We start from the raw sequence: 26,614 nt of genomic DNA on the forward strand, positions 1-26,614 counted from the left end.
CGAGACCTTTGATGCCGCCACGTGAAGAACCGGCCGGCTCCCTGCCCGCCGACGGATCCGCGGCGTCCAGACGCAGCTACCACGTCGAGGCGCTGGCCAAGGGGCTGCGGCTGCTCGGGCAGTTCTCCGAACAGCGGGCGTCGATGAAGCTGACAGACATGGCCGCCGGGGCCGGTGTGCCGTTGCCGACCGCCTTCCGGATGGCCGCCACCCTGGTGACCGAGGGGTTTCTGGAGCAGCTGCCGGACGGCGCCTATCGTCCGGCACCCAAGGTCCTCACCCTGGGCTTCGCGGCCTTGCGCGGCATGGACGTGGTGGAACTCGCCGACGGGCCGCTGCGCCGGCTCGCCGCGGCGACGGGCCAGACGGTCAACCTGGGCACCCTGTCCGACGACCTGGTGCTGTACCTGATCCGGCTGCGCAACAACGACCTGGTCACCGCGAACATCCAGGTGGGCTCGCGACTTCCGGCGGTCAACACCTCCATCGGAAAAGTCCTGTTGAGCAGCCTGGGCGACGCCGAACTGGACAAGCGCCTCACCGAGCAGTCCTTCGCCGGGGCGACCGGCCCCAACGCCATCCGCTCGTTGAAGGAGCTGCGGCCGGTGCTGGCGCAGATTCGCGAGCGGGGCTGGGCGGTGCAGGACGAGGAACTCGCCTACGGGCTGCGCTCGGTGGCCGCGCCCCTGCGTGACGCCTCTGGTTCGGTGGTGGCGGCGGCCAATGTGGCGGTACCCGCGATGGGGTTCCCCGTCACCCGCCTGCTCGACGAACTGCGCCCGCGCCTGCTGAACACATGTCAGGAGATCACCCGACTGCTCGGCGGGAGTTGACGGACGAGGTGGCTGGCGGTGCTGTCCCGTCCGGTCGGCTCTTGTCTCAGACGAGTGTGCGGCCACCGTCCACATACAGCACCTGCCCCGTGATGAAGGACGCCCTCGCCGAGGCGAGGAACAGCACTGCGCCGACCACGTCCTGCGGGGTGCCCAGGCGCCCTGCCGGGACCAGGCTGACCATCTCCTCGCGCATCCCCGGCCTGTCCAGGTACTCGCGAGTGAGTTCGGTCTCCGTGTAGCCAGGTCCCACCGCGTTGACGGTCACACCGTCGGCGGCCCATTCCCGGGCCATCACCTTCGCCAGCTGGTCCAGTCCGCCCTTGGTCGCCGCGTAGGGGGCGTGGTGCGGGTGGGCGAGCCGGGAGGAGACCGAGGAGAAGAACACCATGCTGCCGCGCCCGGCCTCGCGCATCAGACGTCCCGCCGCCCGCCCGGCATAGAACGCGCTCGACAGGTTCAGCGTGAGGATCCGTTCCCACGTCTCGTCCGGTGTGTCGACCACCGCCCGGCGGTCGTTGGTCCCCACCGCGTGCACCAGCACGTCCAGCCCGCCGAGCGCGTCCGCCGCCGCCCGGACGGCTTCCTCGCAGGCCGCCGACGCCGTGACATCGGCCGGGAACACGTGCACGTCGACGTCCGCGAGCGCCGGATCGTCCCGCAGCGCCTTGAGCTTCGCCTCGTCCACGTCCACGACGGCCAGGTGTGCCCCCGCCTCCGCGAGCCCTCGGGCGCAGGCGGCCCCCAGGCCGCCGGCCCCTATGACGAGCGCCCGGCTGCCCTCCAACCCCAACCAAGCCATGACACACTCCCTCCTAGCTTTCATCTGACAAAACTGGCTTTCATTAGTGACGATAGGCCCGCGGTGATGCGATGTCCATCGCGCCTGTCATCCGGTGGCCGCCTTGCTGTGGCCGGCGTGAACGCCGTCTCTCCCAAGAGCCGGCGTGAACCGCCCCGCTGGGATCGGCCCATGTGCCCGCCGCTGGTCGGCTCGGCGGATACGCGGAACGTGGCACGGGGCAGGGTCAGACGGTGTCTGAGCCGAGCAGGAACGACACGAAGCGGTGGGCTGGATCCCATCGATCGCGGATGATCTTGAGACGGGACAGCGCGGCGGCGGAGAAGTAGGAATCCGGCCCCAAGCCGCGGGACGCCATGGAGTCGGCGCCGATCTGGCTTCCGATGGCCACTGGTTCCAGCTGCCGGGCATGGTCGGTGACCCACGCCTGCAGTTGCGCGTCCTGCTTCGGATCGTCGCCCACCGCGACCACCTCGATGAGGGTGTCGCCGAGCAGGGAGAAGGCCATGTCCGGCAGTTCGGGGACCCCGGCGAGGTTCTGCCAGTTGACGTGTGACCGGGGGGTGGGGAGCGAGGTGAGGGCTGCTTCGAGGGCCGGCACCAGGGCGGATGCCGTCGCGCTCGACATGATGTTGTCGTGCGCGTACCGGAGGCCGGCCGGGTACAGGTCATCGACGCCCGTGAGGTGCTGCACGCTCCCGACCGTGGTGCCGTCATCGCCCCAGATCGCCTTCTCCCGCAGGGGAGAGTTCGCGAAGAGCGCGAGCGCGTCGTCGGCCTCGCGTTCGGAGTCGGCGAAGGCAACCGTGCCAAGCAGCATCGTCGGCCCGTCCGGCGAGTGAGTCACGTGCTGGGTGACACAGAGAGCCTGGTCCACGGTCGGCGCCATCTCGTGGCGGATCTCGTGCAGCCAATTGAGGAGTTCACCACGCGCCGCGAGCGGGTAGTTGTGCGCGGCGGCCTTGATCACGGCCGGCTTCGGCTGCATCTCCAGGTGGAAGGCGGTCACGACGCCGAAGAACCCAGGACCTGCGCCGCGGGCCGCCCAGTAGAGGTCGCTGTTCTGCGACTCGTCGGCCCGCACCACTTCACCGTCCGCCGTGACCACCTCGACAGCCCGGACCAGACCACAGCCGGGGCCGTACGCACGCCAGTTCCACCCCAGGCCTCCGCCCAACAGGAAGCCCCCTACCGCCACCGTCGAACAGTGGCCGTGGGGGAAGAACAGCCCCAGCGGATCCAGCGTCAGGTCGAGGTCCTGGCCGAGGACCCCGGGGCCGACGACCGCGGTCCCGGCCCGGGCCTCGACGTCGATGCTCGTAAGGCGGGACACGTCGATGAGGAGCGCGCCCTCACGGACACCCGCGGCGGAGGTGCTGTGCCCGCCGGCGCGGACGGAGACCTGGAGCCCCCGTTCCCTGGCCAGCCGTACGGCAGCCGCGACGTCGGCGGTGTCCTGGGCCAGCACGATTCCGGCCGGACGCCTTGGGGGCTTGCGGCCGTTCCATACGGCGTCGCGGCGAGCCCGCTCATAGCCCTGGTCGTCCGACCAGAGCAGTCTCCGCTCCAGTTTTCCCTCGATTGTCACGTTCTTTCCTTTTCGACGCGGGATGGCGGGCGCTCAGGTGCCGGTGAGGGACCGTCGGTTGGGAGCGGGGCGCCGCCGATCGACATCGAGCGCGTCGTCGAGCCGCGTCCGTTTCACCGGGCCGGGAGTCATCTGCACGTGAACACCGGCCGGGGTTGAGCTGTCTCCGAGCGCGATGTCGGGGGTGTTGATCCGTAAGCGCGTGCCTCCGTCCCGCAGGCGTCCGTGCCGAGGGTGGTGACGGCGCGAGGCCTCGGGCTCGTCCCGGCGCTCGTGTCTTCGCTGGACATGGCGTCCTCCCTGTCCGCGCGGCGGCCCGGCGCGGATCGGCTGCGGTCGGCCGGTCCGGGCATGCGTAATGCTGCGTGGCGCCGGCGCCGGGAGGAACAGCACCTTCCGATGATTGGAAACGAGGTACGTCGAAGCCTGGGGCGGCAGGCGCCGACACCCACCTGCAGCGCCTCCCGGAGGAGCCGGGCTGTCCGGCTGCCCTGACGAGCGCTTCCCGCTCAGGTGCTCCTGTGGGCCGGAGCCCTTTCCGCCTCTCTCATGCGCCTGACCCCACCGCCTGGGCGGCACCCGCCCCGCCACAACGGCCTTCCGATACGGTTCCGGCATGTCCGATCTCGACGCTGAGCAACCGTTGTCCTCCGGCTCCCCCGAACCTTCTGTCCAGAATCTCGAAGCCCTGGGCGAGCGGCTCAAGGAACGGATCTACGCGGTGATCACCATGCTCGCCGTGATGGTCGGCCTGGCGCAGCACGTGCATACCCGGCACAGCACGGCGGCGCTGTACGTCACGGGCACTGCGGTGGGCTTGTGGCTGGCGACGTTGGTGGCCGACACGCAGGCCCACCGAGTCGTTCACCAACGGTTGGTGAATCGCCGCGAGGTACGGCACCTGCTGTTCGTCAGCAGCCCGCTGCTCAGCTGCGCCGCGGGCCCGCTCCTGATGATCGCCCTGTCGGCGGGTGGCGCACTCGGCCTGTCCACCGCGCTGTGGATCGCGGTCGGCGTGGACGTCGCCTCGATGGCCGTCTGGGGCTTCGCGGGCGGGCGGCGGATGGGTGGTGGGGTACTGCTTTCCGGCGTGGCGGGGCTGATGGACGCGGCGATCGGCTCGGGCGTGGTGATGGTCAAGGTGATCACTGGGCACTGAGCGGTGGCAGGGATGTCCCTGTTCCGAGCGTCGGCTTCAGTCGTCGATGGTGCGCCACTGGGGGATGACGCCGGACGCGACTGTGGGGAGTCGGTGTGCCGGTCGACCGCTGCTCGAACCGTTCGGTAGGACTGCGTGCGGCTGTCGTGTATGCGGCTGCCAGGTCGCGAGGGCGGCGTCGACCGTGTCGGCCACCGTCTCCCTGTCCGGCTGAGCGCCCGGCATGAGCCGCTGGAAGAGCAGGGGGCCGACGATCCGGGGGGCCAGGTCCCCGGGTGTGTTCCTTGACGCCGGCGCGTAGTTCACCGCGTGCGACGGCGGGGCGAGCGCGTCGGTGAGGTGCTCGCCGGCGCGGCCGAACATCTCGTCGCGCAGGCGGCGCATGTCAGGGTCCCGCTCCGCGCGCTCCATGACGGTGGCGATGACGGAAGGGGAGACCGGCCGGTTGAGCCAGTCGGCCTGCTGCTGCGGGTGAGTCACCAGCCCGTCGCGGACCGGGCCGTGGCACTTCTCCCGACCGAAGTCGGCCCGCTCGCCATGCTCGTGGCCAAGGTGGGCGGTGAGCTCGCCCTCCAGTGCGGACCGGACAGGCCCACTCCGCTGGTTCGGGCCCGCTTCATCAGCTCGCTCAGCAGCGCGTCGTCCACAGCATCGACGGCATCCACGGCGGTCTCACCGGTTTCGGCGTCACTCGTCACGTCACTTGCCACGTCAGTCGTCGTGTCAGTCGTCAACTGCATCTTCCGACTCGGGAGTTACACCGCTCACCGTGGAGACCCGCACGTAGACGTCTGACGCCAAGCGGCGACACCACGCCCCCTCGCTCGTGCCTGCCCGACCGCGGCGCACATCGACTTCGACCCCCGACCGCCGCGCACATCGACTCCGACCCCCGGCCGGCTCGGCCCCGGAACCTGAACCCGCTGAATGTCTGCTCCAGAGGTTCCAGAGCCGTTTCCGAGGCCGCGGGCATCATGCCGCGTGCCTCGAGACGCCTCGGCCCCGAAGCGCATCGCCGGCACCGCGATTCGATTATAGGTCGCCTGACCTATAATCGGAGTATGACTGATGAACTACGTCACGACCCGTCCGGCCCCGTCCTCATCACCGGCGGCTACGGAACGGTCGGCGCAGAGATCGCTCGCATGGTCGCCGCGGACCTTCCCACCCTGCTCGCCGGCCGCTCACACGAACGGGGCCGCGCCCTGGCGGCGGAACTCGGAGGTGAGGCTCGCGCCTGGGACCTCTCCGCCCCGGCCCCCTTCCACGCGGACGTACGAGCCGTGATCAGTGCAGTGAACGACCCCGAGGATCGGGTGCTTCGAGGAGCGGTGGCGGGCGGCGTCCCGTACGTGGACATCACGCGGTGGACTACGCGGCTCCAGCGCGCGGTCACAGTCGCCGCGCTGCTCGGCCCCACCGCCCCGGTCCTGCTGTCATCGGCCTGGATGGGCGGGGTGAGCAGTCTGACGGCCGCATCGCTGGCGGTCGGCCTGGGCGGTGCCGAGCATGTCGACATCGCCGTGCGGTGGGACATGGCCGACCGGGCCGGCGCGGACTCGGTGGAGTTCATGGACCGGTTGGGCATCGCCTTCGAAGTGGTCGACGGCGGTCGGCGGCGGCTCGCGTCACCCCTGACGGACGCCAGAACGCTCCGCATCGGTGACCATGCCGTGCGCGTCGCCCGGATGGACACCCCGGAGCAGTTCACCCTTCCACTTACACTCGGCACCACGACCGCGGCGACCCGTATCGGGTTCAGCTCCCTCGCCGCCACCCGCGCCCTCCTCGCGCTGCGGAGCACCGGCTTCTTCCGCTGGGCCGGCGGAGAGCGGTGGGCACCGGCACGGCGGGCGCTGCTCCATTCCCCCGGCGAGGGCGGCACCGCCCGGCTCCGGGTCGAGGTCTCCCACGAAGGACGCAGCATCGCCGCCACCGTCAGCGACCCGAACGGGCAGGGCCACTTGACCGCAGTCGGGGCGCTCCTCGGACTGCACCGGGTGCTGGGTACCGACGGGGCCCCGCCGCCGCAGGGCGTGGTGTTCCCCGAGCAGCATCCCGACCCCTCGGCGGCGATCCGACGGATGGCCGCCCACGGTGTGACCGTCGACCTCGACCGGGCCGGGGTCCCGGCCGCCGCATGACCGGCGCGTCCCCGGCCGCACCGACCCCCAAGGGGCACCAGCGCCGCACCGCGCTCCTGGACGCCGCGGAACGGATCCTGGTCTCCTCGGGCAGCGCTGAACTGACCATGCGGGCGGTGGCCACGGAGGCCGGTGTGCGGCTGGGCCACCTCCAGTACTACTTCCCGGCCCGTTCGGACCTGCTGGCCGCTCTGCTCGACCGTGTCCTCGTTGCATCCCTGGGACGGGTCTCCGGGCTCACGGACACGGACGACGGCGGAATCGACGTCACGTCCGTCCTGGACAGCGTCCTCTCCGACCACGACGACGTGCGCCTCGTACGGCTGTTCACCGAAGTGTGGTCGATGGCCGCGCACGACGAGTCGGCGGCCGCCGCTGTCCGCTCGTTCTACGCCCAATACATGGACCGCGTGGCCGAGTTCATCCGGAACCAGTCGCCCGGGCTGCCCGACGGCGCAGTGCAGTCCCGCGCCGAGGTCTTTGTGATGCTGATGGAAGGATCGGCCCTCTTCCGCTCCGGCGTCATCGGCAGCTGTTCCTCGAAGACCGACTCCCGCCTGCGCGGCGTCCTGCTCGGCCTCCTCGGCGGGCGCGCCGGCCGTGCGGAAGGATGCGACGAGTCGTAGGCGCATGGTGAGTGTGGTGAGTGCCGGCGGTGCGGATGGCGGTCACTTGCAGTGAGAGACGGAAGGCCGTCTCCCATGCCGCACCGGTTGGACCGCTCCCACTGTTCTCGCCGACCGGACGAGCGGATTCGAGGGCGGTGTCGGTGGCTCAAAGCCACCGAGACCTGGTCCGGAAACCGCTGCAGGGTGACCGGTCGCCGTCCGATCCGGGTGGGGCGAGCCCGGATCCGTCGCCCGGAGCGCCAGTCGCTCGCGCCGTCGGCCTGGGTCGCTCAAGGGGCGGGCCTGGGGGGCGGATCCGCGGCGCCGGTCACCGTCGGCCTGCAGGAATCTGCCGAGGTCTCAGGTGACCCGGACGCGGGTGCCTCCTCGGTGTGCGGCCGGTCGGCGACGGGGAAGGGCTCGCCGTCCCTGCGGGGGTGTTGCCGGCCCCCCGGTGACTTCCCCTCCTGCTTCCACCGGGACAGCTCGCCCTTGCCCCTGACGCTGAGGCCCCCGCTTACCGCCGTTCTCCGACGTACGGGGATGAGCGGGCGGGTTCCGCCACATCGGTCGGCACGGCTCACCGGGCTCCTTCCGACAGCCGGGGAGCCTGGCTCCGTTCAGCGCGGGCCTTCGTGAGCCGAGTGCGCCGCAGCACCGTCCACTTCGCAGGAACGCCGGAAACGATGCGCACTCCAGACCGGAACAAGGGTGCAGGCCGAGGGGGGAGTTACTCGGACTCCTCCCGCGGAAGAGCGCGGCTGTTGATGGCGTCGGCGATGGCGTAGGCGGTGCGGACGAAGGACTCTGCCTGCTGCGCCGACAGGCTCCGCGCGGAGGTCTCCTCCAGGGTGCGCCACATGGCTGCCAGGGGCTCGCGCATGGCACGGCCCTTGTCGGTGAGGTGGACCACCATGACGCGCCGGTCGTGTTCGGCCGGCTCGCGGACGAGCAGGCCGGCGTCCTGCATGCGGCGCAGGGACTTGGAGACGGTGGAGTGGTCCAGGCCGACGCTTTCGAGCAGCTCGGACTGGGTCTGGCCGTCCCGGTCCAGCAGTTGCATCAGCAGCAGCTCCTGTCCGGGATGCAGGTCCATCTCGCGGAGCATGGCGGCGGCGCGGGCCCGGTGAGCACGGGCGAGCTGGAAGATCGCGTAGCTCATCGGCCCTTCGCTGGCCGTGCTGGGCGGGCGGGGTGTGGGGGCGGGCATGATGCGGTTCCTCAGACGGTGTAGGTGGGGTAGTCGGTGTAGCCGGCCGCTCCGCCGCCGTAGAAGGTCGCCGGATCGGGGGTGTTCAGCGGCGCGTCAGAGCGTAGCCGCTCGACCAGGTCCGGGTTGGCGAGCGCGAGGGCGCCGACGGAGACAAGGTCGGCCGTGCCGTTGTCGACGTCCTTGGCGCGGGTGGGCATATCGGTGCCGGCCCGGTTGAGGATCAGCGTGGTCGGCCATAGCGCGCGCAGGGTGCCCAGCAGTTCCTCCTCGCCCGCGTGCATCACGTGGAGGTAGGCGAGGCCGAGCGGGCTGAGGGCGCGCAGGAGAGCCGGATACAGCTCCGCGGTGTCGGACTCGGCCATGTCGTTGTACGGATTGCCGGGGGAGATGCGCAGGCCGGTGCGCTCGGCCCCGATCTCATCGGCCACGGCAGCGGCGACCTCGACGGCGAAGCGGATGCGGCCTTCGAGGGAACCGCCGTAGCGGTCGGTGCGCTGGTTGGTGTTGTCGGACAGGAACTGGTGCACCAGGTAGCCGTTGGCGCCGTGGATCTCCACGCCGTCGGCGCCTGCTGTGACGGCGGCCGCCGCGGCGCGGCGGAAGTCGACGACGGTCGCGGCGACCTCCTGTGTCGTCAGGGCACGGGGTGTCGGCATCTCCTGGGGCCCGGACGCGGTGAACATCGTGCCCTGCGGCCGGATCGCCGAAGGGGCGACCGGCCGGCGCCCGTGGGGGGTGTTGTCGGGGTGGGCGATGCGTCCGGTGTGCATCAGCTGAACGACGATCCGGCCGTCGGCCGCGTGCACGGCGTCGGTGACCTTGCGCCACCCGGCGATCTGCTCGTCAGTGTGGATGCCGGGGGTGAGGAGGTAGCCCTGGCCGTCGGCGGAGGGCTGGGTTCCCTCGGTGATGATGAGCGCGTGCGAGGCCCGCTGGGCGTAGTACTCGGCGTTCAGCTCGGTCGGGACGCCTTCGGGTGTGGAGCGGTCACGGGTCATGGGGGCCATGACCAGGCGGTGCGGGAGGGAGGTGTCACCGACGGTGGTCGGCGTCCACAGGGCGTTCAGCATGGCTGGTCCTTCGGTGCGGTGATGAACGGGTGGTGATCGGTAAGCGGGTGGGCGTGGCGGACGGGGAGGCGGGCGTGATCAGTCGAGGGTGAGGACGAGCTTGCCCCGGACATGCCCGGCGTCGCTGACCTGTTGGGCCGTGGCGGCCTGGTCGAGCGGGTAGGCGGTGACGGTGGTGACGAGCTTGCCGGTCGCGGCGTCCTGCGCGAGAGCGGCCAGGCGGGCGGCCGAGCGTTCCTGGCCACCGTTGGAGAATGTGATGCCGAGCCGGTGCGCGCGGAAGTCGGCGATGGTGACGATGCGCCCGGTGCCGCCGCGCAGGGTGATGGAGTCCTCCAGGGCTCCCTTCCCGGCCAGGTCGAAGACCGCGTCCACGCCGTCGGGGGCGAGCGCCCGGACCCGCTCGACCAGGCCCTCGCCGTAGAGGGTCGCGGTGGCGCCGAGCGAGGTGAGGTAGTCCTGGTTGGCGGCGCCGGCGGTGGCGATGACACGCGCTCCGCGGGCCGTGGCGAGCTGGACCGCCAGGGTGCCGACCGCTCCGGCCGCGCCGTGCATCAGTACGGTCTCCCCGGCGGTGACGCCGAGCAGGTTCAGGACCCGCTCGGCCGTTTCGCCCGCCACCGGCAGCGCGACCGCGTGCTGCCAGTCGAGGCCGACGGGCTTGGGGGCCACGGTGGTGGCCAGCGCGTACTGGGCGTATGAGCCGGTGTCCGACCAGCCCAGCACCTCATCGCCCACCTGTATGTCCTGCACGCCCTCGCCCAGGGCGTCCACCACGCCGGCGAGCTCGGCACCGGGGACGGAGGGGAGCGGTGTGGGGAACACGGCCTCCAGTGCCCCGGCGCGGATCTTGCCGTCCAGCGCGTTCAGCCCGGCTGCCTTGACGCGGACGCGGATCTGCCCGGGGCCGGGCTGCGGGACCTCGATGTCCGCCTCGTGCAGCACTTCCGTGCCTCCGAAACGGTCGAACAGGATGGCTTTCATGACGACTCCTCTCGCGTCCCCACCCATTTAGGTGGCTGGACACATAACTAACGTAACAGCAAACATGTGGCTAGCCAAGTAATTGCTGCCGCTCGGGCTGCGCAAGATCGGTAGCGGCCGCGTCGGTCCCCTTGGGGCGGTGGTCGAGGCGGAGGTGCCCGCCGGAGCGCGCCTTGCGCGGCCAAAGGCTTACCTCGATCGGAAGCCTGACGACCGGGCCGGCCGGACCCTAGCGGTCCGGGGCTCCCTTCCAGCAGGGGCAACCGGGTCCCGGTGATCGCCCAGCTGGTGCAGGCCGACGAGGGCACCGTTCGGGATGTTGTCCACCGGTTCAACGGGATCGGCCTGGCCTGTCTGGACCCTCGGTGGGTGGGAGGCCGCCCCCGCCTGCCCAGTCCTGACGACGAGGACTTCGTCGTCCAGACGGCCACCACCCGCCCGACTCAGCTCGGCCGGCCCTTCACTCGCTGGTCCATCCGCAAACTGCCGGCCCACCTGCGGAAAGTCCGTGGGCGGGTCATCCGCATCGGCCGCGAGGCGTTATGCACCGTCTGCTCGCCCGCCGCGGCATCACCTTCCAGCGCGCCAGGACGTGGAAGGAGTTCACCGGACCTCGACCGCGAGGTAAAGCTGGACCGGATCGAGGAGGTCCGTCAAACATCCGCGGTACCGCGGAAGTTGCAGGAACCGCGCGCCTACCACGCTGGTCTGCAAGGGAGTTCAACCCCGCGTGGGACGCGCGTCGTACGCGGCGGACCGTACGTTCTGGGATCACAAGTCCGCGTCCGTCGGCCATCACTTGCTCTTGAGGTCTCCCGGACCCCTGCCATGCCTTTCAGAGAAGGAGCTGCCCTGTGTCGGGTTCTGCATCACAACGTGGCCTGATTCGATCCATCGTGAATGCGCTGCTCGCGGCCTTCATGGTGTTCGGAGCCGGCGCCGCACTCGCGCCGTCTGCGAACGCCGCCGCCCAGGCGGAATGCTGGACCCCCAGCGCCAACGGCGAGGGGCGTGGGTACATGAAGGGGGGATTCAATCTCAAGAGCGGTCCCTACCAGTCCGGGTGCAACAACACCGGATGGGCTCCTCAGGGCAGCACGGTCTACTTCCAGTGCTGGACCACCAACTCCCACAGAAACGACTGGTGGTACGTCCGGCTCGCGGGAACTCAGACCTACGGCTGGACGTCGGCGGCCAATATCCTGTTCGACCCGGTGGACGAGAACGGCGACGGGTTCATCAAGTTCAGTCAGTGCTAGCTAGTAGGACTCCGTTATGTCTGCTGGCCGTGTTCAGAGGCATGAGGAGTGCGTGGACGCACATGAGTGAACCGTGCGCGGGCGAAGTTGGCGTTGTTCGTCGCTGATGTGTTCGCGTCGGTGCCGCGTAAGGACCAGCGGGCCAAGAGCGACTGCTATCTGCGGGGACTGATGGTGGACGGCCGCCGCAAGTCCATCCAGGCCATGGCTGCGCGGCTGCCGGACGGAAACGAGCAGAACCTGCAGCAGTTCGTGAACCAGTCGACGTGGGGTCCGGTGCCGGTGCGGCGCCGGATCGCCGAGCGGATGGTGCCGGTGATCGGCCTGGATGCCTGGGCGGTCGACGATGTGTCGTTCCCCAAGGACGGGAAGATGTCGGTCGCCGTCGCGCGCCAGTACTGCGGAGCCTTGGGCAAGCAGGCCAACTGCCAGGTCGCGGTGAGCGTGCACGCGGTCTCCGACACCGCATCCTGTCCGCTGCAGTGGCGCCTGTTCGTGCCCCAGGAGTGGGCGGACGATCCGGTCCGCCGACGCAGGACGGGGCCCTTGAGGAGATCAGGCACCGGGAGAAGTGGCGCCTGGCCCTGGATGTCCTGGATGTCCTGGATGTCCTGGACGAGCTGGCCAGTCGGGGTCTCGTGCCGCCGGTGGTGGTCGACGCCGACTACGGGCAGAACGCCGACTTCCGCGACGGGCTGGAACGTCGGGGCATCGGTTACGTGGTGGCGATCCGCTCGGACGTGACCGTCCACCCGCACGATGCCGTGCCCACCGCCCCGCCCTGGTCCGGCAATGGCCGCAAGCCTCAGCCCCGCTACCGCGACAAGCCGTCCCCGGTGGCCGCGCTCGTGGCGCGCCAAGGGCGGCAGGCCTTCACCGAGGTGACCTGGCGCTAAGGCTCCCGCGGGCCGATGCGTTCGCATTTCCTGTCCCTGCGGGTGCGGCCGGCCGGGGTCAAATCCCGACGCCTGGCCCAGGCCGCCGCCACAGTCGACCCGCAGCTGGACGGCGGGGAGCCGGGTGGAGGTGGCCCGGCAGTGTGTTTCGGGGGTGAGCGGGAGGCTTGCGTGAACCGAACAGGCCAGGACGATGTCCCCGGCGCGCAGGGGCGTGCCCAGGACGGGCAGCCGGTGTGTCGGCCAGACCAGGGCCTTCAGCGGGTCGCCGAGAACGTCGCGTCCCTCCCCGGTCGCGACGGCCACCCCGTCCGCCTCCACTCGGATCTTCTCGGCGGTCAGATCCCGGGCCGGGTCGAACGGGACGGCTGGGCCGGTGATGACGCCGGCGCAGGCGGCGTTGTCAGCGATGCTGTCGACGAGCGTGATGTCCCAGCTCGGGAAGACGGTGTAGAGGACCTCGAACGCGAGGAACACCTCCACCACGGCCGAACGGACGGTGCCCATGTCCGCGGCTCTGGCAGGTCGCGCCCCAGCCGGAAGGCGATCTCGGTCTCGATCCGGGGGTTCATGAAGCCCGCCCGCACCAGGCATCCGCCCGGTGCGACCATGCTCGGGACGATGACCCCGGAGCCGGGCTCGTCCATGCCCATCTGTTCCTGCATGGCGACCGAGGTGAGGTCGATCTTGTGACCGGCGGTCCGGGCTCCCGCCGCGACCCGGGCTTCCGCATTGATCCGCTGGAGGCGGTAGGCATCCTGCACCGTCATGCCCGGGAACCGCTCTGACAGCAGCCGGACCGGGACACGGGCGCGGGCAGCGTCAGCAAGTTCCTTCGCCGGCCCGGCGAGAACCTCCTCATCCATTTCGGCGCCGGATCGTTGTCCGTCCGAATGCCTACGGGCGCCTGCGGGCCTGGCCGACATCTACTGCCTCCCGTACGTAGGCCTGACCAGTCGTGCCCGTTGCTGCGTGGCGGGCAGCGAGGACCGAGAGGAAGTCGGCGATGCGGCCGCCGAGTCCGGCCACGTCGGCGTTTGACCGGATGAACGCGATGCGGTCCAGCTCCGGGGTGCGGCCCTGGGCGCTCTCCGCACACACGAGCGCGGTGTACTGCTCGGTGAGCGTGTCGGCCGGGCAGGGCCGCGTGCGGAAGTGGAGGCCCACGTTGCCCTTGTCGCCGCGGGTCACCATCCACAGCTCTGGATCTTCGGCCGGAACGTCCCGGCCGACCTCCTCGGCGAGCTCCTTCGCGGCATGGCGGCGCAGCTCGTCCATGTCCAGGGTGGTGCCGCTGCGTTGGGTCGGTTCGATCGTCCCGCCGGGCAGCTGCCAGCGCCCGGGAGCGGCAGTGGACGGCGCCATGCGGCCTACCAGCAGCCGGCCGTCGTCCGTGGGCTGCGCCACGGTCACGAACACCGACGGCGCCGGCACCGCGTGGACCGGGTCCAACCTGAGGAGGTACAGGCGGTAGGTCGCCCGATACCAGGTCAGCAACAAGGTCCTCCGGGTCCTTCCGCTCCAGACCCGCACACACGACCGTCGGCCCGTCGAACAACGATGGATTGGCCGCGACAGCCTCATCCCACCTGCGCGTCATGGCCGCCGTCTGCTCACCGGTCAGCGGAGGCGGGTCCGTCTCCACCAGCAGCAGCCGGCGGACACCGGGGATCTCAACTGCGGAATTCTGCGGTTGGTCGGACAACGTAACCTCCTGGTGGATGAGCTGTTCGTGCACGCGGTGCTGGTGTGATCCCGGCCGCGAGCCCCACCCCGTAGCGGCCGTCGCAGGCATCGCGGCCCGGTGCGCGTCCGCGGGTGAAGCTGCCCGGCCAAGCAATCCCTGCGCAGGGAACACCAAGTAGCGACATATCGACTTTCAAGCAAGTAGGCGAGGACTTCGTCGCGCTCCTGAAGGCCCCCGGCGCAGGAATTACCGGTCCGGCCCCCGAGGAGCACCAGCACGCGTCCGCGCTGCTGGACTCCTGCCTGTCCACCGTGACCGACCTGCTCACCCACCGCCGTCGAGACAGCGAGTTGGCCTGTGACATCCCGACCCCGGTCAGCGGAGAGACGTGGCTCACACCGCGTCGTGTCACAGACGTGAGGGCCGGTCTCGTCTCGGAGATGAAGGCATTGACGAACGTGGAGGAGCACACGATGGACACGCGACTGAACTACTTCGCCAGCCCGACCGCCGGCAAGGCGCTCAAGCACTTCATGTCGGTCGGCCGGGAGCTGAAGGAATCGCCGCTGCCGGCCACGACGCAGGAACTGGTGGCGCTGCGCGTGAGCCAGATCAACGGCTGCGCGGCCTGCATCGACATGCACACCAAGGAAGCCGCCGCGGCCGGCGAGAGCCCCGTGCGGCTGAACCTGATCGCGGCCTGGCGGGAAGCAACGGTCTTCACCGCGGCCGAGCGCGCCGCACTGGAGCTGGCGGAGCAGGGAACCCGGGTCGCGGACGCGGCCACCGGGGTCAGCGACGACGTGTGGGCGCGCGCCGCCCAGCACTACGACGAGGAGCAGCTCACGGCCCTCGTGCTGCTGGTCTCGTTCATGAACACGGTGAACCGGCTGAACATCATCACCCAGCAGCCGGCCGGCGACTACCAGGTCGGCCAGTTCCACTGAACCGCCACCGCAGCTGGCCCAGGTCAGGCCCACCGGGGCCAGGACGCCGTGGTCGAGGCGGGCAGGGCGGTCGCGGTACGAGCGTTGTCTGCTTCGCCCGCACATCGGGTGATCTTCGAAGGCGCCTCACCGGCGCGGGTCCGGACGGGCACACAGACCGCAATGGGGGGATGACCGCATGGGCGAGGTCGAGGAGCTGCGGCCGCTGCTGTTCTCGGTCGCGTACCGGATCCTGGGCAGCGTGGGCGAGGCGGAGGACGCGGTGCAGGAGACCTGGCTCCGCTACGACGCCTCGAGAACCCGGCCCGAGTCGACCAAGGCGTTCTTGTCAGCCACGGTGACCCGGATCGCGATCGACGTGCTTCGCTCCGCCCGGGTACGGCGGGAGAAGTACGTCGGACCGTGGTTGCCCGAGCCGCTGCTGGATGATCCGTACCAGGACCCGGCCCGCGCGGCGGAGCTGGCCGACTCGGTGTCGATGGTGGCGCTGCTGCTCCTGGAGCGACTCAGCCCGCTGGAGCGGTCGGTGTTCGTGCTGCGGGAGGTCTTCGCCTTCGGCTTCGACGAGATCGCCGCCGCGGTGGGGCGCTCAGAGGCGGCGTGCCGGCAACTGCTCGTACGGGCACGCCGCCACATGCACGAGGGACGGCCCCGGTTCGAAGCGGACCGCCAGGACCGGCAGGAACTGGCGAGGCGGTTCTTCGAGGCACTGACGCAGGGAGACGTGGACGGACTGCGGAATCTGCTGTCGGCCGACGTCCAGCTCGTCGGGGACGGCGGTGGCAAGGCACCGCAGCTGGCCAGGGCCGTCGCCGGCGCCGAGAACGTGGCCAGGCTGCTCGCCGCCGTCTACCCGCTCATGGCCCGGATCGACATCACGTTCGAAGCGCACGAGGTCAACGGGCAGCCGGGGGCGCTCTTCCGCGACCGCGACGGCAAGATCCTCCACATCCTCGCCCTCGACACACTCGACGGGCAGGTCCAGACGATCCGCGCGGTCATCAACCCCGACAAGCTCAGCCATCTCGGCCCGGTCGCCGACGCATGGGCCGTCGACCAGGAAGTGAAGCAGATCCGTAGAGCCCAGTGATCTCCCGACCAGCCTGATAGGGGCCTGATAGGGCAGGACCGGAGGTTTCAGCGCCGCATGCCGATGTCCTGGCGCACGGCTCGTCCGTGACGTCCTTCCAGATTCGAACCGCGGTACGAACCGTGGTCATCCGCCGCGCGAGATCGACCATCGACACACCCACGAGGGGTTCAGTCATGATCCTGATTACCGGAGCCACCGGCGTCGTCGGCCGGGAAACCATCCGCCTCCTGGCCGAGGGGGGAACGAAAGTCGCCGCTGTCACCCGCGACCCGCACGCCGAATTCCCCGCAGGCACACAGCTCGTCCACCCCGCGAAGGTTCCCGCCATCGACGGCGTGGAGGCCATCCTGCTCAGCCCACGTGCCGCCGGATCCACCGCTGTCGACCTGCTGGCCCACGCCCGCGAAACCGGCGCGGCAAGAGTGGTCGTCCTGTCCTCCGTGACCGTGCAGTACCCGGCCGGGCACGCCCGCTTCCGGCAGCAGTTCCACGCGGTCGAGGAAATCGCCAGGGGAAGCGGCCTGGACTGGACGATCCTGCGCTGCGCCGACTTCGCCGCCAACACCCTGGCCTGGGCCGGGCAGATCCAGGCGACCGGGACCGTGCGGGGGGCGTACCCGCACGCGAGGACCTCGACCGTCGACGAGCGTGACATCGCCGCGGTGGCCGCCCTCGCCCTGACCCACCCGCAGCACCGTGGTCGGACGTACCTGCTCACCGGAGAACAGTCGCTGAGCCAGCCGGAGAAGGTCGCCGCGCTCGGCACGGCGCTCGACCGGACACTGTCCTTCGCCGAGGCCGCACCGGACGAGATCCGCCGCGGCATGCTTGCCGTCGGCCTGCCCGACGAGGTACCCGACCGGCTGCTCGGCTCGCTGGCCGACTACGCCCGAGAAGCCGGGCCCACCACCGACACCGTGCGGCGGCTGCTGGCCCGCCCGGCACGCACGTACGCCACCTGGGCGCAAGACCACCGCGCCGCCTTCACCGCGGGAGGACCCCGATGAAACTCACGATCGTCGCCGCCACCGGCGGTATCGGACGGCACCTGGTCGAGCAGGCGGTAGCCGGCGGGCATGACGTCACCGCCGTGGCCCGCCGCCCACGTGACCTGCCGGACGGCGTCAGGGCGGTCGCCGTCGACCTCACCCGACCCGACATGCCGACGCTCACCGCGGCGGTACGCGGTGCCGACGCCGTACTGTCCGCGCTCGGCCCGCGAAACCCGCGCACGGACGCGGGCATCACCTCGCGTGGCACCCGCGCGATCGTCGCGGCGATGCAGGCCGAGCACGTGCGGCGGATCATCATCGTCAGCGCCGCACCCGTCGGACCGGTGCCGGTGCCTGGCCGGCCGACGCCACCCAGGCACGATCCCGGCGACGGCTTCTTCATGCGCCACCTGGGAGTCCGGTTGACCCATGCGATGTTCGGCCGGCACTACGCCGACCTCGCCGTCACCGAGCAGACCCTGCGCGACAGCGGACTGGACTGGACGGTGTCGCGCCCGCCCAAGCTCACCGACAAGCCCCTGACCGGCAGGTACCGGACCGCGTGGAACCGCAACATCCAGGGCGGATTCTCCGTGCCACGCGCCGACGTCGCCCACCACATGCTCGCCATGGTGACCGAGCCGGAGACCGTCGAGCAGGTCGTCGGAATCGCTACCTGACGCATACCAGCCACGCACACGACCCGGGCTGCGGGAGGAAAAGCGGGCGCCGACCCGCGACGGTCACCAACAGTGTCAGGAAGACGCCTCGGCCGTCCCGCCCGCCCCCTCGCCGCCCGGGTCACCCATCACGAAAGAGCGTGATCATGACGAAGTACGCCCGTTTCATTAGCCTCGTGTGCGCGGGTCTGTTCGCCGGATTCCTCACGTCAGTCCTCGTCCTGGAACTCTCGCTGCGCGGCTTCGACAGCACCGTCTACACCCAGGTCCGGCTGGTAGAACTCGACTCCCTCGACAAACTCGCCGTCGCCACACTCCTGCCGGCGCTGATCGCTACAGCAGTACTGGCCTACCAGACCTACCGAACGAACACCCGATGGTGGACCGTGGCCGCACTCGCCCTCCTGGTCTTCGTTCTCGGCCTCACGCTCATCGTCAACCTGCCCATCAACTCCGACCAGCTGCACTGGAACGCCCAGTCCCCGCCCTCCGACTGGACCGACGTACGGGACCGCTGGCAGATCGCCCACGCCGTTCGGACGGTGGCCGCGGTCCTCGCCTTCGCGGTCCTCGCCCTTGCGGTGGCGTTGCCTCGTACACGTCGTTCAAGCTCGCCGAACACCTCAGCGCGGAGCGCGGCTGCGCGCATGAGGTGAGGGAGTCCAACGCCAGTGTGTGAGGACAGAGTTGGACTCCCTCGCGACCGCACTCCACGCCGCCTCCTCCGCCATGGTCACGTGGATCAGTTCACCAGTGTCGTGGTCGATGATCCGGACGGTCGGCTCGGCCAGGATCTTTGCCCGGCGGCGGTCCTCGCGGGAGTTGGTGCGTGGGTAGCGGCGTCCTTGGTGTTCGAAGGACTCGCCGAGCGGGATGGGGTGTGGCGGCTTTCAGCATGCGGGAGCCACCCACTGGGCCCACCCTTCGGGCTCGGCCACGGCCCAACTGTGGCCAGATCCGAATGCCACAGGGCCGCGCGGACCTGGGCGAGGGTGAGGTTGGGGTCGCTCGCCAGGGTTCGCGGCAGTGTGCCGTAGGTCGTGCGGGGTCCAGCGGGCTGGCGGGGACGGCCTCGCGGTCGTCGGTGCCCTTGGTCACCACGTAGATCAGTTGCTTGGCCCCGTCAACGTCACCCCGGGTGACGCCGAGCAGCTCGCTGGCCCGGGGCCCGCTGGAGACATAGAGCAGGACGGCCGCCCGGTCCCGGTCGCGGGTCATGGCCGCGAAGAGCTCGTCCCACATCGCGTCGGGAATCGACCTCGGGTCGGTCTGCCGGACACGTGGTCGCAGCCGGGCCCGCCGAGACTGCGGAACCTCGCCGTCCGGCGCCCTGTTCGGGAGGCTTGACGCGCTGGCATCGTGAGGTGTCTGCCGCTATGCCCCGACCAACGAGAGATCAGTCGAACAGGAACCCTGTTCGACTGATCAAGCCTGCCGAACGGTAAGCGGATGGCGTCTCAGCTCTGACGGCACGCGGCGGGATCGTTGTCGACCCAACCGTCAGTGGTGCAGGCAAACAGGGTACTGCGGGCGATGGCAACTTCGATCTTGGAGAACTGCCCGTTCTTCGGGTTGGGGCCGCTGTACGAGGCAGTGATGAAAGCTCTGTCGATCACGGTCCCCTGGCACGCAGAGTCCCTGAAGTAGGTGAACGTCATCCCGTCACCCTCCAAGATCGCGATGCCCGTGTTGACCGTGCTGCCGCTGACGGCCTTGCAGGAACTGGCGCCGGCTACTTCGAGCTTGACGCTATTCGTTCCGCTGAGCAGGTTGGCCGAGCCGGTCTGGAAAAAGACCGGGGTCGACGAACCGTCGGAGTTCCGCAGTGCGGCGGAGGTCGAGCCGGTCGTCGCAGCGAACATTCCGATCCCGGCTCCAGCGGCGAGCAGCAGGGCAAGGAGACGGCTCGGGCGTGTCTTGATCGGCATAGTGCTTCCTAACGGGGAGGCCAGTAGTGCGTGTCCAGAACTTTGCGGAGCCCCGCATGGGCATAGAGGCAGATACCCCCGACGTGGGACCCATGCGCATGAGGAAGTAGCTCCTGGTAGCCGGACCGCACGGGAACGATCCAGGTCTTGCCCAGCCGGCGGGCTGCCGACCGGGAGGGACGGCTCAGCGCACCAACCGCTTCGCTGAAGACCTGACGGAGTGAGGTACCGACAGCTTGGGCAGGTCACGTTCGCCCCGGGTGACGAGGCCGCCATCCGCGACGACTTCCTCTGCGGGGCCGGTGGGCTGAGGGTATGACTCAGCGGGAGGTGTCGAAGACTTCGTCGCGGGTGGCCGAGAGCGCACTCTCCAACGCGCCGCGCAGCACGGGGTGTTCACGGACGCCGCCGACGACGAGCCGGGGCTGTGGTGCGGCCAGCTCCTCCAGTTCGGCCTGGACCAGGGCGCGCAGCGGTTCCCCGCCCGAGGTGAGCGAGGCGCCGCTGAGGACGACGAGTTCGGGGTCGAGGACGGAGACGAGGGAGGCGAGACCGGTGGCGAGGTGGGTCGCGTACGTCTCCAGCAGTCGCCGGTGAGGGCCGTCGTCCGCCTCCGCGGCCCGTGCGACGAGGGCGGCGGCGACCTCGGCGTACGGGCCTGACGGAATGTCCTGGACGCCGAGGTCACGGGCCAGCTTGGGGATCGCCTGCGAACCGGCCAGCTCTTGGTAGCCACCGCTGCCGGCCTTGCTCACCTGCCGGACCAGAGGGGTGCCCGGCACCGGCAGGAAGCCGACCTCGCCGGCGCCGCCGGTCCAGCCGCGGTGCAGCCGCCCGCCGAGGACCAGCGCGGCACCGAGGCCGCCCTCGTTCCACAGCAGCACGAAGTCGCCGTGCCCGCGGGCCGCGCCGAGCCGCTGCTCGGCCACGGCGACGAGGTTGACGTCGTTCTCGTACCCGACCGGCATCGGCAGGGCGGCGGCGAGATCGTCGAGCAGCGTGGGAGAGTGCCAGCCGGGCGGGTGGGAGGCGTAGCGCAGCCGGCCGTTGTTCGGGTCGAAGGCGCCGGGGGTGCCGATGACGAGCCGGTGGACGTCGTCACGGGCGAGTCCCGCCGCCTTCACCGCGCCGTCCAGGGCGGCGGTGACCTGCTGGACGACGGGCTGGGCGAGACGTCTGCCCGTGGTCGGGAACTCGTACGAACCCACCGTGCGGCCGGTGACGTCGGCGACGGCGGCCCGGACCCGCTCGGGGGTGACATCGAGCCCAGCGGCGTACGCGGCGGCTGGGTTGACCTCGTACAACTGGGCGCTGGGGCCCGGGCGGCCCTCGCTGGTACTGGTCGCCAGGACCAGCCCGGATGCCTCCAGGCGGGCCAGCAGCTGGGACGCGGTCGGCTTCGAAAGGCCGGTGAGCTTCCCGATCCGTGTGCGGGACAGCGGACCGTGCTCCAGGAGGAGGTCCAGGGCGGCACGGTCGTTCATGGTACGCAGCACGCTCGGGGTGCCGGGCGTACCGGCGGTTACTGCCATGGGGTCGACACCTGCCTTTCAATTGTCCAGATTCGCAGTGAACGCTCAGTGCTCGCCTTCCTCGTGGGCTTGGTGCCGTTCGTGGTTGGCGCAGGGTTCTCCTGCTTCGGCGTCGCACTGGCCGGGTGTGGGGCGGCCGGGGGCCGGCGTCTGGGTGTCCGTGCGGGGCTGCGCCTCAAGGATCAGGCATGGCTGGGCATGGATGCTGATGGGGGATAGGGCCGGCGTGCTGGGGGTCGGCCAGGAGAAGCGGGCTTCGGGGACTGGGTTCAGTCGTAGAGGGCCACTCTGGGTGCGACCGTGGTCTTGGCATGTGGGGTGATGACGGTGAGGCGGTAGACCTCGGTCAGGGTCTGGCCCGGGTGCAGGGTGCGTCGGGCGGTCGAGAGGTCGGTGAACAGGGTGCCGGTCTGGGTGCCGACCTTGACGGTTTCCCAGCAGCCGTCCGTCTGGCGATGCTCCAGAGTGATGTCCGAGGGGGACAGGAACGGGCCCGTGTCCGGCGAGACCACCAGGAGCTGTGGGGCTACCGTCCGGTCCGTGGCGGCGTCGTTGCGGTAGGTGACCGTGAATGTGTGCTGCCTGGTGTCGGCCGGGAGGGGTCTCGTACGCAGGTCGACGAAGCCGGTGGGTGAGACGGGCGGCTGCACCTGCACCTGTGTCCGCGTCTGCGTCTGCGTCTGCGAAGAGACTGACGCGGCTCCCGCCGTGGCCAGGCCGGAGACGCCTACGAGGAGGGTCACGGAAGCGAGCTTGCGACGAGAGTTCTTCGACGGCACGATCGTTGATCCTTCGGGTTCGCTGGGGTAGCGCTGCGCACGGGCAGCCTAGGAGGCGACGGGTGGTCGGCGGATCGGCCAACCGCCCGCCCCTTCCGCACGCTCGTGCGGAAACATGGGGGCTCCTGCTGGGCAACAGAGTCGCCGAAGAGGCCGGTGCGATGCCATCGGTGGTTTTACGGATCCGCTTACGGATCCCCTGACCTGGAGGCTCCCCTGGCGCCGAGCGGCATCTCGTTCCGTGGTACACGCCGACTCGCCTGCCGGCCCAGAAGGAGGCGCAGGGAGTCCCATGAGCGGGTGCTGGCGATAGGAGTCCGGCCGCAGGCAGCACTGACTGCGTCCCGGCGTTGCGGAGTGCAGGAGGCGACAAACCACCCCGCGGTCTGCCGTGATAACACAGGGAACGCCCGGCGAGTCGTTCCGGGAGACCGGCATAGTATCCCCAGCCGTAGCTGGTCCACTGCCGCACCTTTTCATCGCCGGGATGGACGGACGTGTATGAGTTGCGACGGTTCCGGATCCGGGCAGGCCGAGTCGATGTCCTCGCAGTGGCGCTGCAGGACACCGATCAGGGAGGACGGCACGCGAGAACGCGACCCCTGTTCGTGATCGAAGGCTTCGACAACCTTGATCATCAGGGGCCGCGTCTCTCGTTGCCGAACCGGGCGAGCCACCCACGGTGGCGCGTACGCAGGCGGTCAGTTCATCTCGCCGGCTGAGAACGCATCAGCCCTGAGGCAGGTGACCGCCTCGGGTGGCCGAAGGTGCGGCCGACGAGTCAGCCCCAGGCTTTGTTGAGCTGGTTCCCCAAGCCTTGTTGAGCTGGTTGGTGTAACCCCGGTAACCCGCCCGGTTCGGGTGGAAGGCCTCGGACAGGTTGTTCAGGTCATGGATCCACGGGTTGGAGCCGCACGCCCCGTGGTCCTCAAACGTGTCGCGCATGTCGACGAACGTGACCGACTGCCGCTCTGCCGCGGCTTTGGTGCCCTCGGCCAGCGCGTCGGCGAAACCGTTCAGATAGGTGCGCTTGGCGGCGCTGAAATCAGTCACCGGGCACTTCCCTGTCGAGGAGAGCCCCTGCGGGTAGCCGAGTACGATGATCTTGGCCCGCGGCGCCCGGGTCTTGATGTCCTTGTACAAACCGGCGAGGTCGGTCACCATCTGCTTCGTGGCGTAGGACGACATCGACGACGTGGACTTCTTGCAGTGGCTGTCCGTGTTCGCAAGGCAGTCCAGAACCACGGTGCTGAACTGGGCATCATTGCCGCCCACCGTGATGGTGACGATGTCGGTGCCGCCGTTCACGGCGGACAACTGCTTCTTGCGCACGTCCGCGATGGTCGCGCCGCTGCAGGAGACGTCCTTGAGCGCGTACTTCGAGTGTGCGGCCTGCCACAGGGCCGGGTAGTTGAGCCTGCTGCGCTTGCACTTACCGCTGGTGGTCTTGTAGGAACCCGCGCCGACCCCGGAGGCGTACGAATCTCCGAGAGCCACGTACTGCATCTCTCCCGCGGCCTGGGCGGGAGCGCTCGCCATCGCCGTCAGTCCGCCGAATACCATCACGGCACTCGCGGCAATCGACGTCAGTATCGGGGTTCTGTTCTTCGTCGTCAGGCTGGTCATGCTGGTCTCCGACTTCTGTGTGGGGGTGGGTTGCGCGGTCATGTTGAAGCGGACCATCGGCCTCGTCGCCGACCTGATACGTCGGCGACGAGGCCAGATGCATTCTGTCTGGCGGAAGGCCGGACCTGGCCGGCCTGTCGGCATCGTGCTCGGCTGGAGATCGTCCTGGTGGAGGACGGCGCCCGAGGAGTGGAATCCGTCCCCGGCGTCCGGGTGGACGAGGCGCCGGGCAGCGGTGACGACGGGATCGTGGGCCTCGTGGCGGATTCGCCCTACCGCACCCGCCTGGTCGTCACGGCCGACCCCGAACTGCGAGGCTGATGACCGAACTGGGCGCGGAGGTCACCGGCCCACGGACCGGGGGCCACCGGCCCAGCAGCCGTTCACGGTCGCGGCGAGGCCGTCCATCGCGTCCCTGATGGCGCTGTTGCTGGCCGTGGAGCCGTTCTCCACGAAGGAGAAGACCTTCCACCGGCCGTCCTTGCCCTGGGTCAGGCCGCTCAGTGCGATGGCGCCGGTGAGGGTGCCGGTCTTCGCGTGCACCTTGCCCACGGCGCACTTCGAGTTCGCGTCGTCGAAGCGGCCGAACTCCGTGCCGAGCGTGCTGCCAGTCTCCCCCGAGACCGGGAGGCCTTCACGGATCGAGATCAGCTGGTGCTCGTAGCGCTTCTCCGTCAACAGGTCGAGGATCTCCGCCAGAGTCCGGGCCGGGATGCGGGTGTCACGGGAGAGGCCGCTCCCGTCGTACATCTCGAAGTTCTCCAGCGACACCCCGTACTGCCGGCTCAGCACATCGCGTACGACCGCCGTGCCGCCCTCGAACGTGGCGGGCTGCCCGGCGCGCAGCGCGGTCATCCGCAGCAGGGTCTCGGCGGTGTTGCTGTCGCTGGGCTTGAGCATGTGGTGGACGATGTCCGACGGCTTGGCGGACATGTGGCGGGTCACCAGTACGTCGGTGATCTTCGCCGTCCGGCGTGTGATCTCGGCGTCCACGGTGATGCCGTAGGTGGCGAGTTGCTCGGCGAAGGCCTGTCCGGCGTCGACGGAGGTGTCGTTGACGGCGTGTCCGTCGACGACGAGGGCGCGGACCGGAGCGATGTCGCCGGGGAGGTAATCGGCCTTCCAGCCGCGCGCCAGGGTCGGTTCGGGCAAGAGGCTGTCGTCCACGGCGACCTTCACCCTGGTGCCCGCGGCCTTCAGCCTGACCGCCGCGTCCTTGGCCATCGCGGCGAGGTCCGCGCTGGTCAGGGTCCGGTCGCCGCCGCCGACGACGAGGGTGAGGGTGCCGTGGCCGTAGACAACCCGCGTCTCGAACTGGTGGTCCGGGCCGAGCACCGTCAGGGCTGCGGTCGCGGTGGCGAGCTTGGTGTTGGATGCCGGCATCAGCCTCGGCGTCCAGCACCACGCCGCTGACGTTGGCGCCCAGGCGCTCGTCGATGACGCGGGTGTCGAGGTTCGCGGCGATCGCCCGGTCGGCGGAGTCGAGGCCTTCGTCAGTGTCCGTGGTTCGGACGGCTCTGGCCGTACCACCGCGCTCGTGAGGGGGTGTCGCGATGGTGTTCCCGTCGGCGGCGAAGGCCGACGGGCCGACGAGCGCCGCCGACGCGACGGACACGGCCATGGCCAGTGTCAGGGCGCGGCGGGCGCCCACACCGAATTCTCGTACCGGGTGGCTGTCCGGGGCCGGGTCGGGCGCGCTCACAAGCAGTCCTGCGCGGCGTTTCGATGTTACGAGGGGTATCACAGTTCTCCTGGTGAGATGCCGGTATCAGAACCTGATTCCGCCATGTCCCTGCCAGCGGACGGGACCGCTTTGCTCGGATCTTCTCGTTGGGTTCTTGATCTTGCTGGGCAACACAGTCGCCGCAGGGGTCTGTGCGGCGCCATCGGGGGTTTTACGGACCGGGTACGGATCCCCTCGTGGCCCGGCGGCTCGGCCGGGCGCTGACGCCCCAGGTCCTCACTCGTTGTCGTCCCCGCTCGGCGACGCGGCTGCCGGCCCAGAAAGACGGGCTGTCTCAATCCGCGGGAGCGGTACGTCAGGGGATCCGTACCCGGTCCGTAGAACCACCGATGGCATCGCGTCGGCCCCCGCGGCGACTCTGTTGCCCAGCAGGAGCCCGCATACCTCCGCACACGGGCGGATCGCCCTTGCGGTGGACGTGAGCAGGGCGCCTTCGCGACGCGGAGCAGATGGTCCCAGGCGAGTCCGTCGGGCGTGCGGAAGGTTCGGCCCCGGCCAGGGCCGGACCGGCGGGCGGCTACCACCGCGAGCGAACGCCCCGCACTGCGAGCTGAGGCGACCGCATACGAGCCCTTGAGGGCCATGCGGTCACCGCCTCGCTCCTGCGAGCGGTCGGTGGTCTGGCCATCCGTACGAGCACGAGAGAGCAGCCGGATCCCCGGCAGCCATTCGACCCCAGGAAAGGACCGTGGTGGTGGACACCGTCACGACAGCCGGGCCTCAGGACGGCCCGACCGACCGCCCGTCATCCAGCGCCTGCGAGGTGCGCGGCGCGGAGGACGGCGGCCGTGCATCTGCCTGACGTTCGACGGCACGCCCTCCCTGAGTCTTCCCTTCCCCCGCCACCACTGGAGTCGTCATGCCACAGCGGTTGAACCCCGCGCTCCCAGATCCAGTAAATACGGCGGCGGAGACCGAAGTTGTCGCCGTTGCGTATCCGGTCTCAGACGCGATGCCGCGTGCCGACGTACCGAGGAGCGCCCTGTGGTTGCGGTGCTCGGGAGGGACTTGGGAAAGCCTGTACTGGCAGGCATGTGCGGGCTTCGCGCT

Annotated in this window: 21 protein-coding genes and 4 pseudogenes; 13 read left to right on the forward strand and 12 right to left on the reverse strand. The window is 69.9% G+C overall.

Annotated features, from left to right (window positions below):
- The first annotated feature begins 11 nt into the window (after positions 1-11).
- On the forward strand, positions 12-833 hold the full coding sequence (locus STRBO_RS0123010; RefSeq protein ID WP_005476114.1) for an IclR family transcriptional regulator: 822 nt from the start codon (positions 12-14) through the stop codon (positions 831-833).
- 46 nt (positions 834-879) lie between these two features.
- Here the strand turns inward: STRBO_RS0123010 and STRBO_RS0123015 are convergent, their stop codons facing one another.
- Positions 880-1,635 (reverse strand): SDR family NAD(P)-dependent oxidoreductase, encoded by a 756-nt coding sequence (locus tag STRBO_RS0123015; RefSeq protein WP_237547633.1) that lies wholly within the window; start codon positions 1,633-1,635, stop codon positions 880-882.
- A 226-nt stretch (positions 1,636-1,861) separates the two neighbouring features.
- Positions 1,862-3,223, reverse strand: a complete 1,362-nt coding sequence (locus STRBO_RS0123020) for an FAD-binding oxidoreductase (protein ID WP_005476118.1) — start codon at positions 3,221-3,223, stop codon at positions 1,862-1,864.
- Positions 3,224-3,839: 616 nt separating this feature from the next.
- On the opposite strand from STRBO_RS0123020, the gene STRBO_RS0123025 reads away from it, so the two are divergent.
- Entirely contained in the window at positions 3,840-4,382 is a 543-nt protein-coding gene (locus tag STRBO_RS0123025) for a hypothetical protein (protein WP_005476121.1), read from the forward strand.
- Positions 4,383-4,418: 36 nt separating this feature from the next.
- Here the strand turns inward: STRBO_RS0123025 and STRBO_RS0123030 are convergent, their stop codons facing one another.
- Positions 4,419-4,862, reverse strand: a complete 444-nt coding sequence (locus tag STRBO_RS0123030) for a hypothetical protein (protein WP_005476122.1) — start codon at positions 4,860-4,862, stop codon at positions 4,419-4,421.
- A 581-nt stretch (positions 4,863-5,443) separates the two neighbouring features.
- On the opposite strand from STRBO_RS0123030, the gene STRBO_RS0123040 reads away from it, so the two are divergent.
- Entirely contained in the window at positions 5,444-6,526 is a 1,083-nt protein-coding gene (locus tag STRBO_RS0123040) for a saccharopine dehydrogenase family protein (RefSeq protein WP_005476127.1), read from the forward strand.
- Complete coding sequence (locus STRBO_RS0123045) at positions 6,523-7,152, forward strand: TetR/AcrR family transcriptional regulator (RefSeq protein WP_005476128.1); 630 nt, start codon at positions 6,523-6,525, stop codon at positions 7,150-7,152. Before STRBO_RS0123040 ends, STRBO_RS0123045 begins: the two co-directional genes overlap by 4 nt.
- 712 nt (positions 7,153-7,864) lie before the next feature.
- Here the strand turns inward: STRBO_RS0123045 and STRBO_RS0123050 are convergent.
- From STRBO_RS0123050 to STRBO_RS0123060, 3 genes are all read right to left on the reverse strand, one after another.
- On the reverse strand, positions 7,865-8,344 hold the full coding sequence (locus STRBO_RS0123050; RefSeq protein WP_005476129.1) for a MarR family winged helix-turn-helix transcriptional regulator: 480 nt from the start codon (positions 8,342-8,344) through the stop codon (positions 7,865-7,867).
- A gap of 11 nt (positions 8,345-8,355) precedes the next feature.
- Positions 8,356-9,417 (reverse strand): alkene reductase, encoded by a 1,062-nt coding sequence (locus STRBO_RS0123055; protein ID WP_005476130.1) that lies wholly within the window; start codon positions 9,415-9,417, stop codon positions 8,356-8,358.
- A gap of 78 nt (positions 9,418-9,495) precedes the next feature.
- Positions 9,496-10,401, reverse strand: coding sequence for an NADP-dependent oxidoreductase (locus STRBO_RS0123060; RefSeq protein WP_005476131.1), 906 nt, complete (start codon positions 10,399-10,401; stop codon positions 9,496-9,498).
- Between the two features lie 243 nt (positions 10,402-10,644).
- Here STRBO_RS0123060 and STRBO_RS41910 point away from each other — a divergent pair.
- The 3 genes and pseudogenes from STRBO_RS41910 to STRBO_RS41915 all read left to right on the forward strand — a co-directional run.
- A pseudogene (locus STRBO_RS41910) lies at positions 10,645-11,052 on the forward strand (helix-turn-helix domain-containing protein); the annotation flags it as partial.
- Positions 11,053-11,255: 203 nt separating this feature from the next.
- Positions 11,256-11,660 carry a hypothetical protein gene (locus STRBO_RS0123065; RefSeq protein WP_245170606.1) on the forward strand — a complete coding sequence of 135 codons (405 nt, stop codon included), beginning with the start codon at positions 11,256-11,258 and terminating at the stop codon, positions 11,658-11,660.
- Positions 11,661-11,712: 52 nt separating this feature from the next.
- Positions 11,713-12,679, forward strand: a pseudogene (locus STRBO_RS41915) (IS701 family transposase); the annotation flags it as partial.
- 774 nt (positions 12,680-13,453) lie between these two features.
- Here STRBO_RS41915 and STRBO_RS40375 read toward each other — a convergent pair.
- Positions 13,454-14,056 (reverse strand): NUDIX hydrolase, encoded by a 603-nt coding sequence (locus STRBO_RS40375; RefSeq protein ID WP_237547634.1) that lies wholly within the window; start codon positions 14,054-14,056, stop codon positions 13,454-13,456.
- Between the two features lie 660 nt (positions 14,057-14,716).
- On the opposite strand from STRBO_RS40375, the gene STRBO_RS0123080 reads away from it, so the two are divergent.
- The 5 genes from STRBO_RS0123080 to STRBO_RS0123100 all read left to right on the forward strand — a co-directional run bounded on the left by STRBO_RS0123080 (position 14,717) and on the right by STRBO_RS0123100 (position 18,611).
- Positions 14,717-15,190, forward strand: coding sequence for a carboxymuconolactone decarboxylase family protein (locus STRBO_RS0123080; protein WP_028796810.1), 474 nt, complete (start codon positions 14,717-14,719; stop codon positions 15,188-15,190).
- 178 nt (positions 15,191-15,368) lie between these two features.
- Positions 15,369-16,280 (forward strand): RNA polymerase sigma-70 factor, encoded by a 912-nt coding sequence (locus STRBO_RS0123085; RefSeq protein WP_005476139.1) that lies wholly within the window; start codon positions 15,369-15,371, stop codon positions 16,278-16,280.
- A 176-nt stretch (positions 16,281-16,456) separates the two neighbouring features.
- Positions 16,457-17,290 carry an NAD(P)H-binding protein gene (locus tag STRBO_RS0123090; RefSeq protein WP_005476140.1) on the forward strand — a complete coding sequence of 278 codons (834 nt, stop codon included), beginning with the start codon at positions 16,457-16,459 and terminating at the stop codon, positions 17,288-17,290.
- Positions 17,287-17,955, forward strand: a complete 669-nt coding sequence (locus STRBO_RS0123095; protein WP_005476141.1) for an NAD(P)-dependent oxidoreductase — start codon at positions 17,287-17,289, stop codon at positions 17,953-17,955. Before STRBO_RS0123090 ends, STRBO_RS0123095 begins: the two co-directional genes overlap by 4 nt.
- Before the next feature lie 146 nt (positions 17,956-18,101).
- A complete protein-coding gene (locus tag STRBO_RS0123100; protein ID WP_202499914.1) occupies positions 18,102-18,611 on the forward strand; it encodes an anthrone oxygenase family protein in 510 nt (169 codons plus the stop codon).
- A gap of 801 nt (positions 18,612-19,412) precedes the next feature.
- Here the strand turns inward: STRBO_RS0123100 and STRBO_RS0123110 are convergent.
- From STRBO_RS0123110 to STRBO_RS0123130, 4 genes are all read right to left on the reverse strand, one after another.
- Positions 19,413-19,883, reverse strand: a complete 471-nt coding sequence (locus STRBO_RS0123110; RefSeq protein ID WP_005476144.1) for a hypothetical protein — start codon at positions 19,881-19,883, stop codon at positions 19,413-19,415.
- 320 nt (positions 19,884-20,203) lie between these two features.
- Positions 20,204-21,415: an ROK family transcriptional regulator gene (locus STRBO_RS0123120; RefSeq protein WP_005476145.1), complete on the reverse strand. Its 1,212-nt coding sequence runs from the start codon at positions 21,413-21,415 to the stop codon at positions 20,204-20,206.
- 269 nt (positions 21,416-21,684) lie between these two features.
- The gene (locus STRBO_RS0123125) at positions 21,685-22,158 is read right to left on the reverse strand and encodes a hypothetical protein (protein WP_005476147.1); all 474 of its coding nucleotides are present in this window, start codon (positions 22,156-22,158) and stop codon (positions 21,685-21,687) included.
- 765 nt (positions 22,159-22,923) lie between these two features.
- Positions 22,924-23,820, reverse strand: a complete 897-nt coding sequence (locus STRBO_RS0123130) for an SGNH/GDSL hydrolase family protein (RefSeq protein ID WP_237547635.1) — start codon at positions 23,818-23,820, stop codon at positions 22,924-22,926.
- Between the two features lie 144 nt (positions 23,821-23,964).
- Here STRBO_RS0123130 and STRBO_RS40380 point away from each other — a divergent pair.
- Positions 23,965-24,239, forward strand: a pseudogene (locus STRBO_RS40380) (hypothetical protein); the annotation flags it as partial.
- Here the strand turns inward: STRBO_RS40380 and dacB are convergent.
- Positions 24,163-25,441 (reverse strand): annotated as a pseudogene (gene dacB / locus STRBO_RS0123140) (D-alanyl-D-alanine carboxypeptidase/D-alanyl-D-alanine endopeptidase). The pseudogenes STRBO_RS40380 and dacB sit on opposite strands and share 77 nt — an antisense overlap.
- Positions 25,442-26,614 lie beyond the last annotated feature (1,173 nt).

The sequence above is a fragment of the Streptomyces bottropensis ATCC 25435 genome, assembly GCF_000383595.1.
GTDB classification, from domain to species: Bacteria; Actinomycetota; Actinomycetes; order Streptomycetales; family Streptomycetaceae; genus Streptomyces; species Streptomyces bottropensis.

Bases quoted from the DNA above. Each gene is read 5' to 3' on its own strand.
- STRBO_RS0123010 (WP_005476114.1), top strand. From the start codon at position 12: ATGCCGCCACGTGAAGAACCGGCCGGCTCCCTGCCCGCCGACGGATCC.
- STRBO_RS0123015 (WP_237547633.1), bottom strand. From the start codon at position 1,635: ATGGCTTGGTTGGGGTTGGAGGGCAGCCGGGCGCTCGTCATAGGGGCC.
- STRBO_RS0123025 (WP_005476121.1), top strand. From the start codon at position 3,840: ATGTCCGATCTCGACGCTGAGCAACCGTTGTCCTCCGGCTCCCCCGAA.
- STRBO_RS0123040 (WP_005476127.1), top strand. From the start codon at position 5,444: ATGACTGATGAACTACGTCACGACCCGTCCGGCCCCGTCCTCATCACC.
- STRBO_RS0123045 (WP_005476128.1), top strand. From the start codon at position 6,523: ATGACCGGCGCGTCCCCGGCCGCACCGACCCCCAAGGGGCACCAGCGC.
- STRBO_RS0123050 (WP_005476129.1), bottom strand. From the start codon at position 8,344: ATGCCCGCCCCCACACCCCGCCCGCCCAGCACGGCCAGCGAAGGGCCG.
- STRBO_RS0123055 (WP_005476130.1), bottom strand. From the start codon at position 9,417: ATGCTGAACGCCCTGTGGACGCCGACCACCGTCGGTGACACCTCCCTC.
- STRBO_RS0123060 (WP_005476131.1), bottom strand. From the start codon at position 10,401: ATGAAAGCCATCCTGTTCGACCGTTTCGGAGGCACGGAAGTGCTGCAC.
- STRBO_RS0123080 (WP_028796810.1), top strand. From the start codon at position 14,717: ATGGACACGCGACTGAACTACTTCGCCAGCCCGACCGCCGGCAAGGCG.
- STRBO_RS0123085 (WP_005476139.1), top strand. From the start codon at position 15,369: ATGGGCGAGGTCGAGGAGCTGCGGCCGCTGCTGTTCTCGGTCGCGTAC.
- STRBO_RS0123090 (WP_005476140.1), top strand. From the start codon at position 16,457: ATGATCCTGATTACCGGAGCCACCGGCGTCGTCGGCCGGGAAACCATC.
- STRBO_RS0123095 (WP_005476141.1), top strand. From the start codon at position 17,287: ATGAAACTCACGATCGTCGCCGCCACCGGCGGTATCGGACGGCACCTG.
- STRBO_RS0123100 (WP_202499914.1), top strand. From the start codon at position 18,102: ATGACGAAGTACGCCCGTTTCATTAGCCTCGTGTGCGCGGGTCTGTTC.
- STRBO_RS0123110 (WP_005476144.1), bottom strand. From the start codon at position 19,883: ATGCCGATCAAGACACGCCCGAGCCGTCTCCTTGCCCTGCTGCTCGCC.
- STRBO_RS0123120 (WP_005476145.1), bottom strand. From the start codon at position 21,415: ATGGCAGTAACCGCCGGTACGCCCGGCACCCCGAGCGTGCTGCGTACC.
- STRBO_RS0123130 (WP_237547635.1), bottom strand. From the start codon at position 23,820: ATGACCAGCCTGACGACGAAGAACAGAACCCCGATACTGACGTCGATT.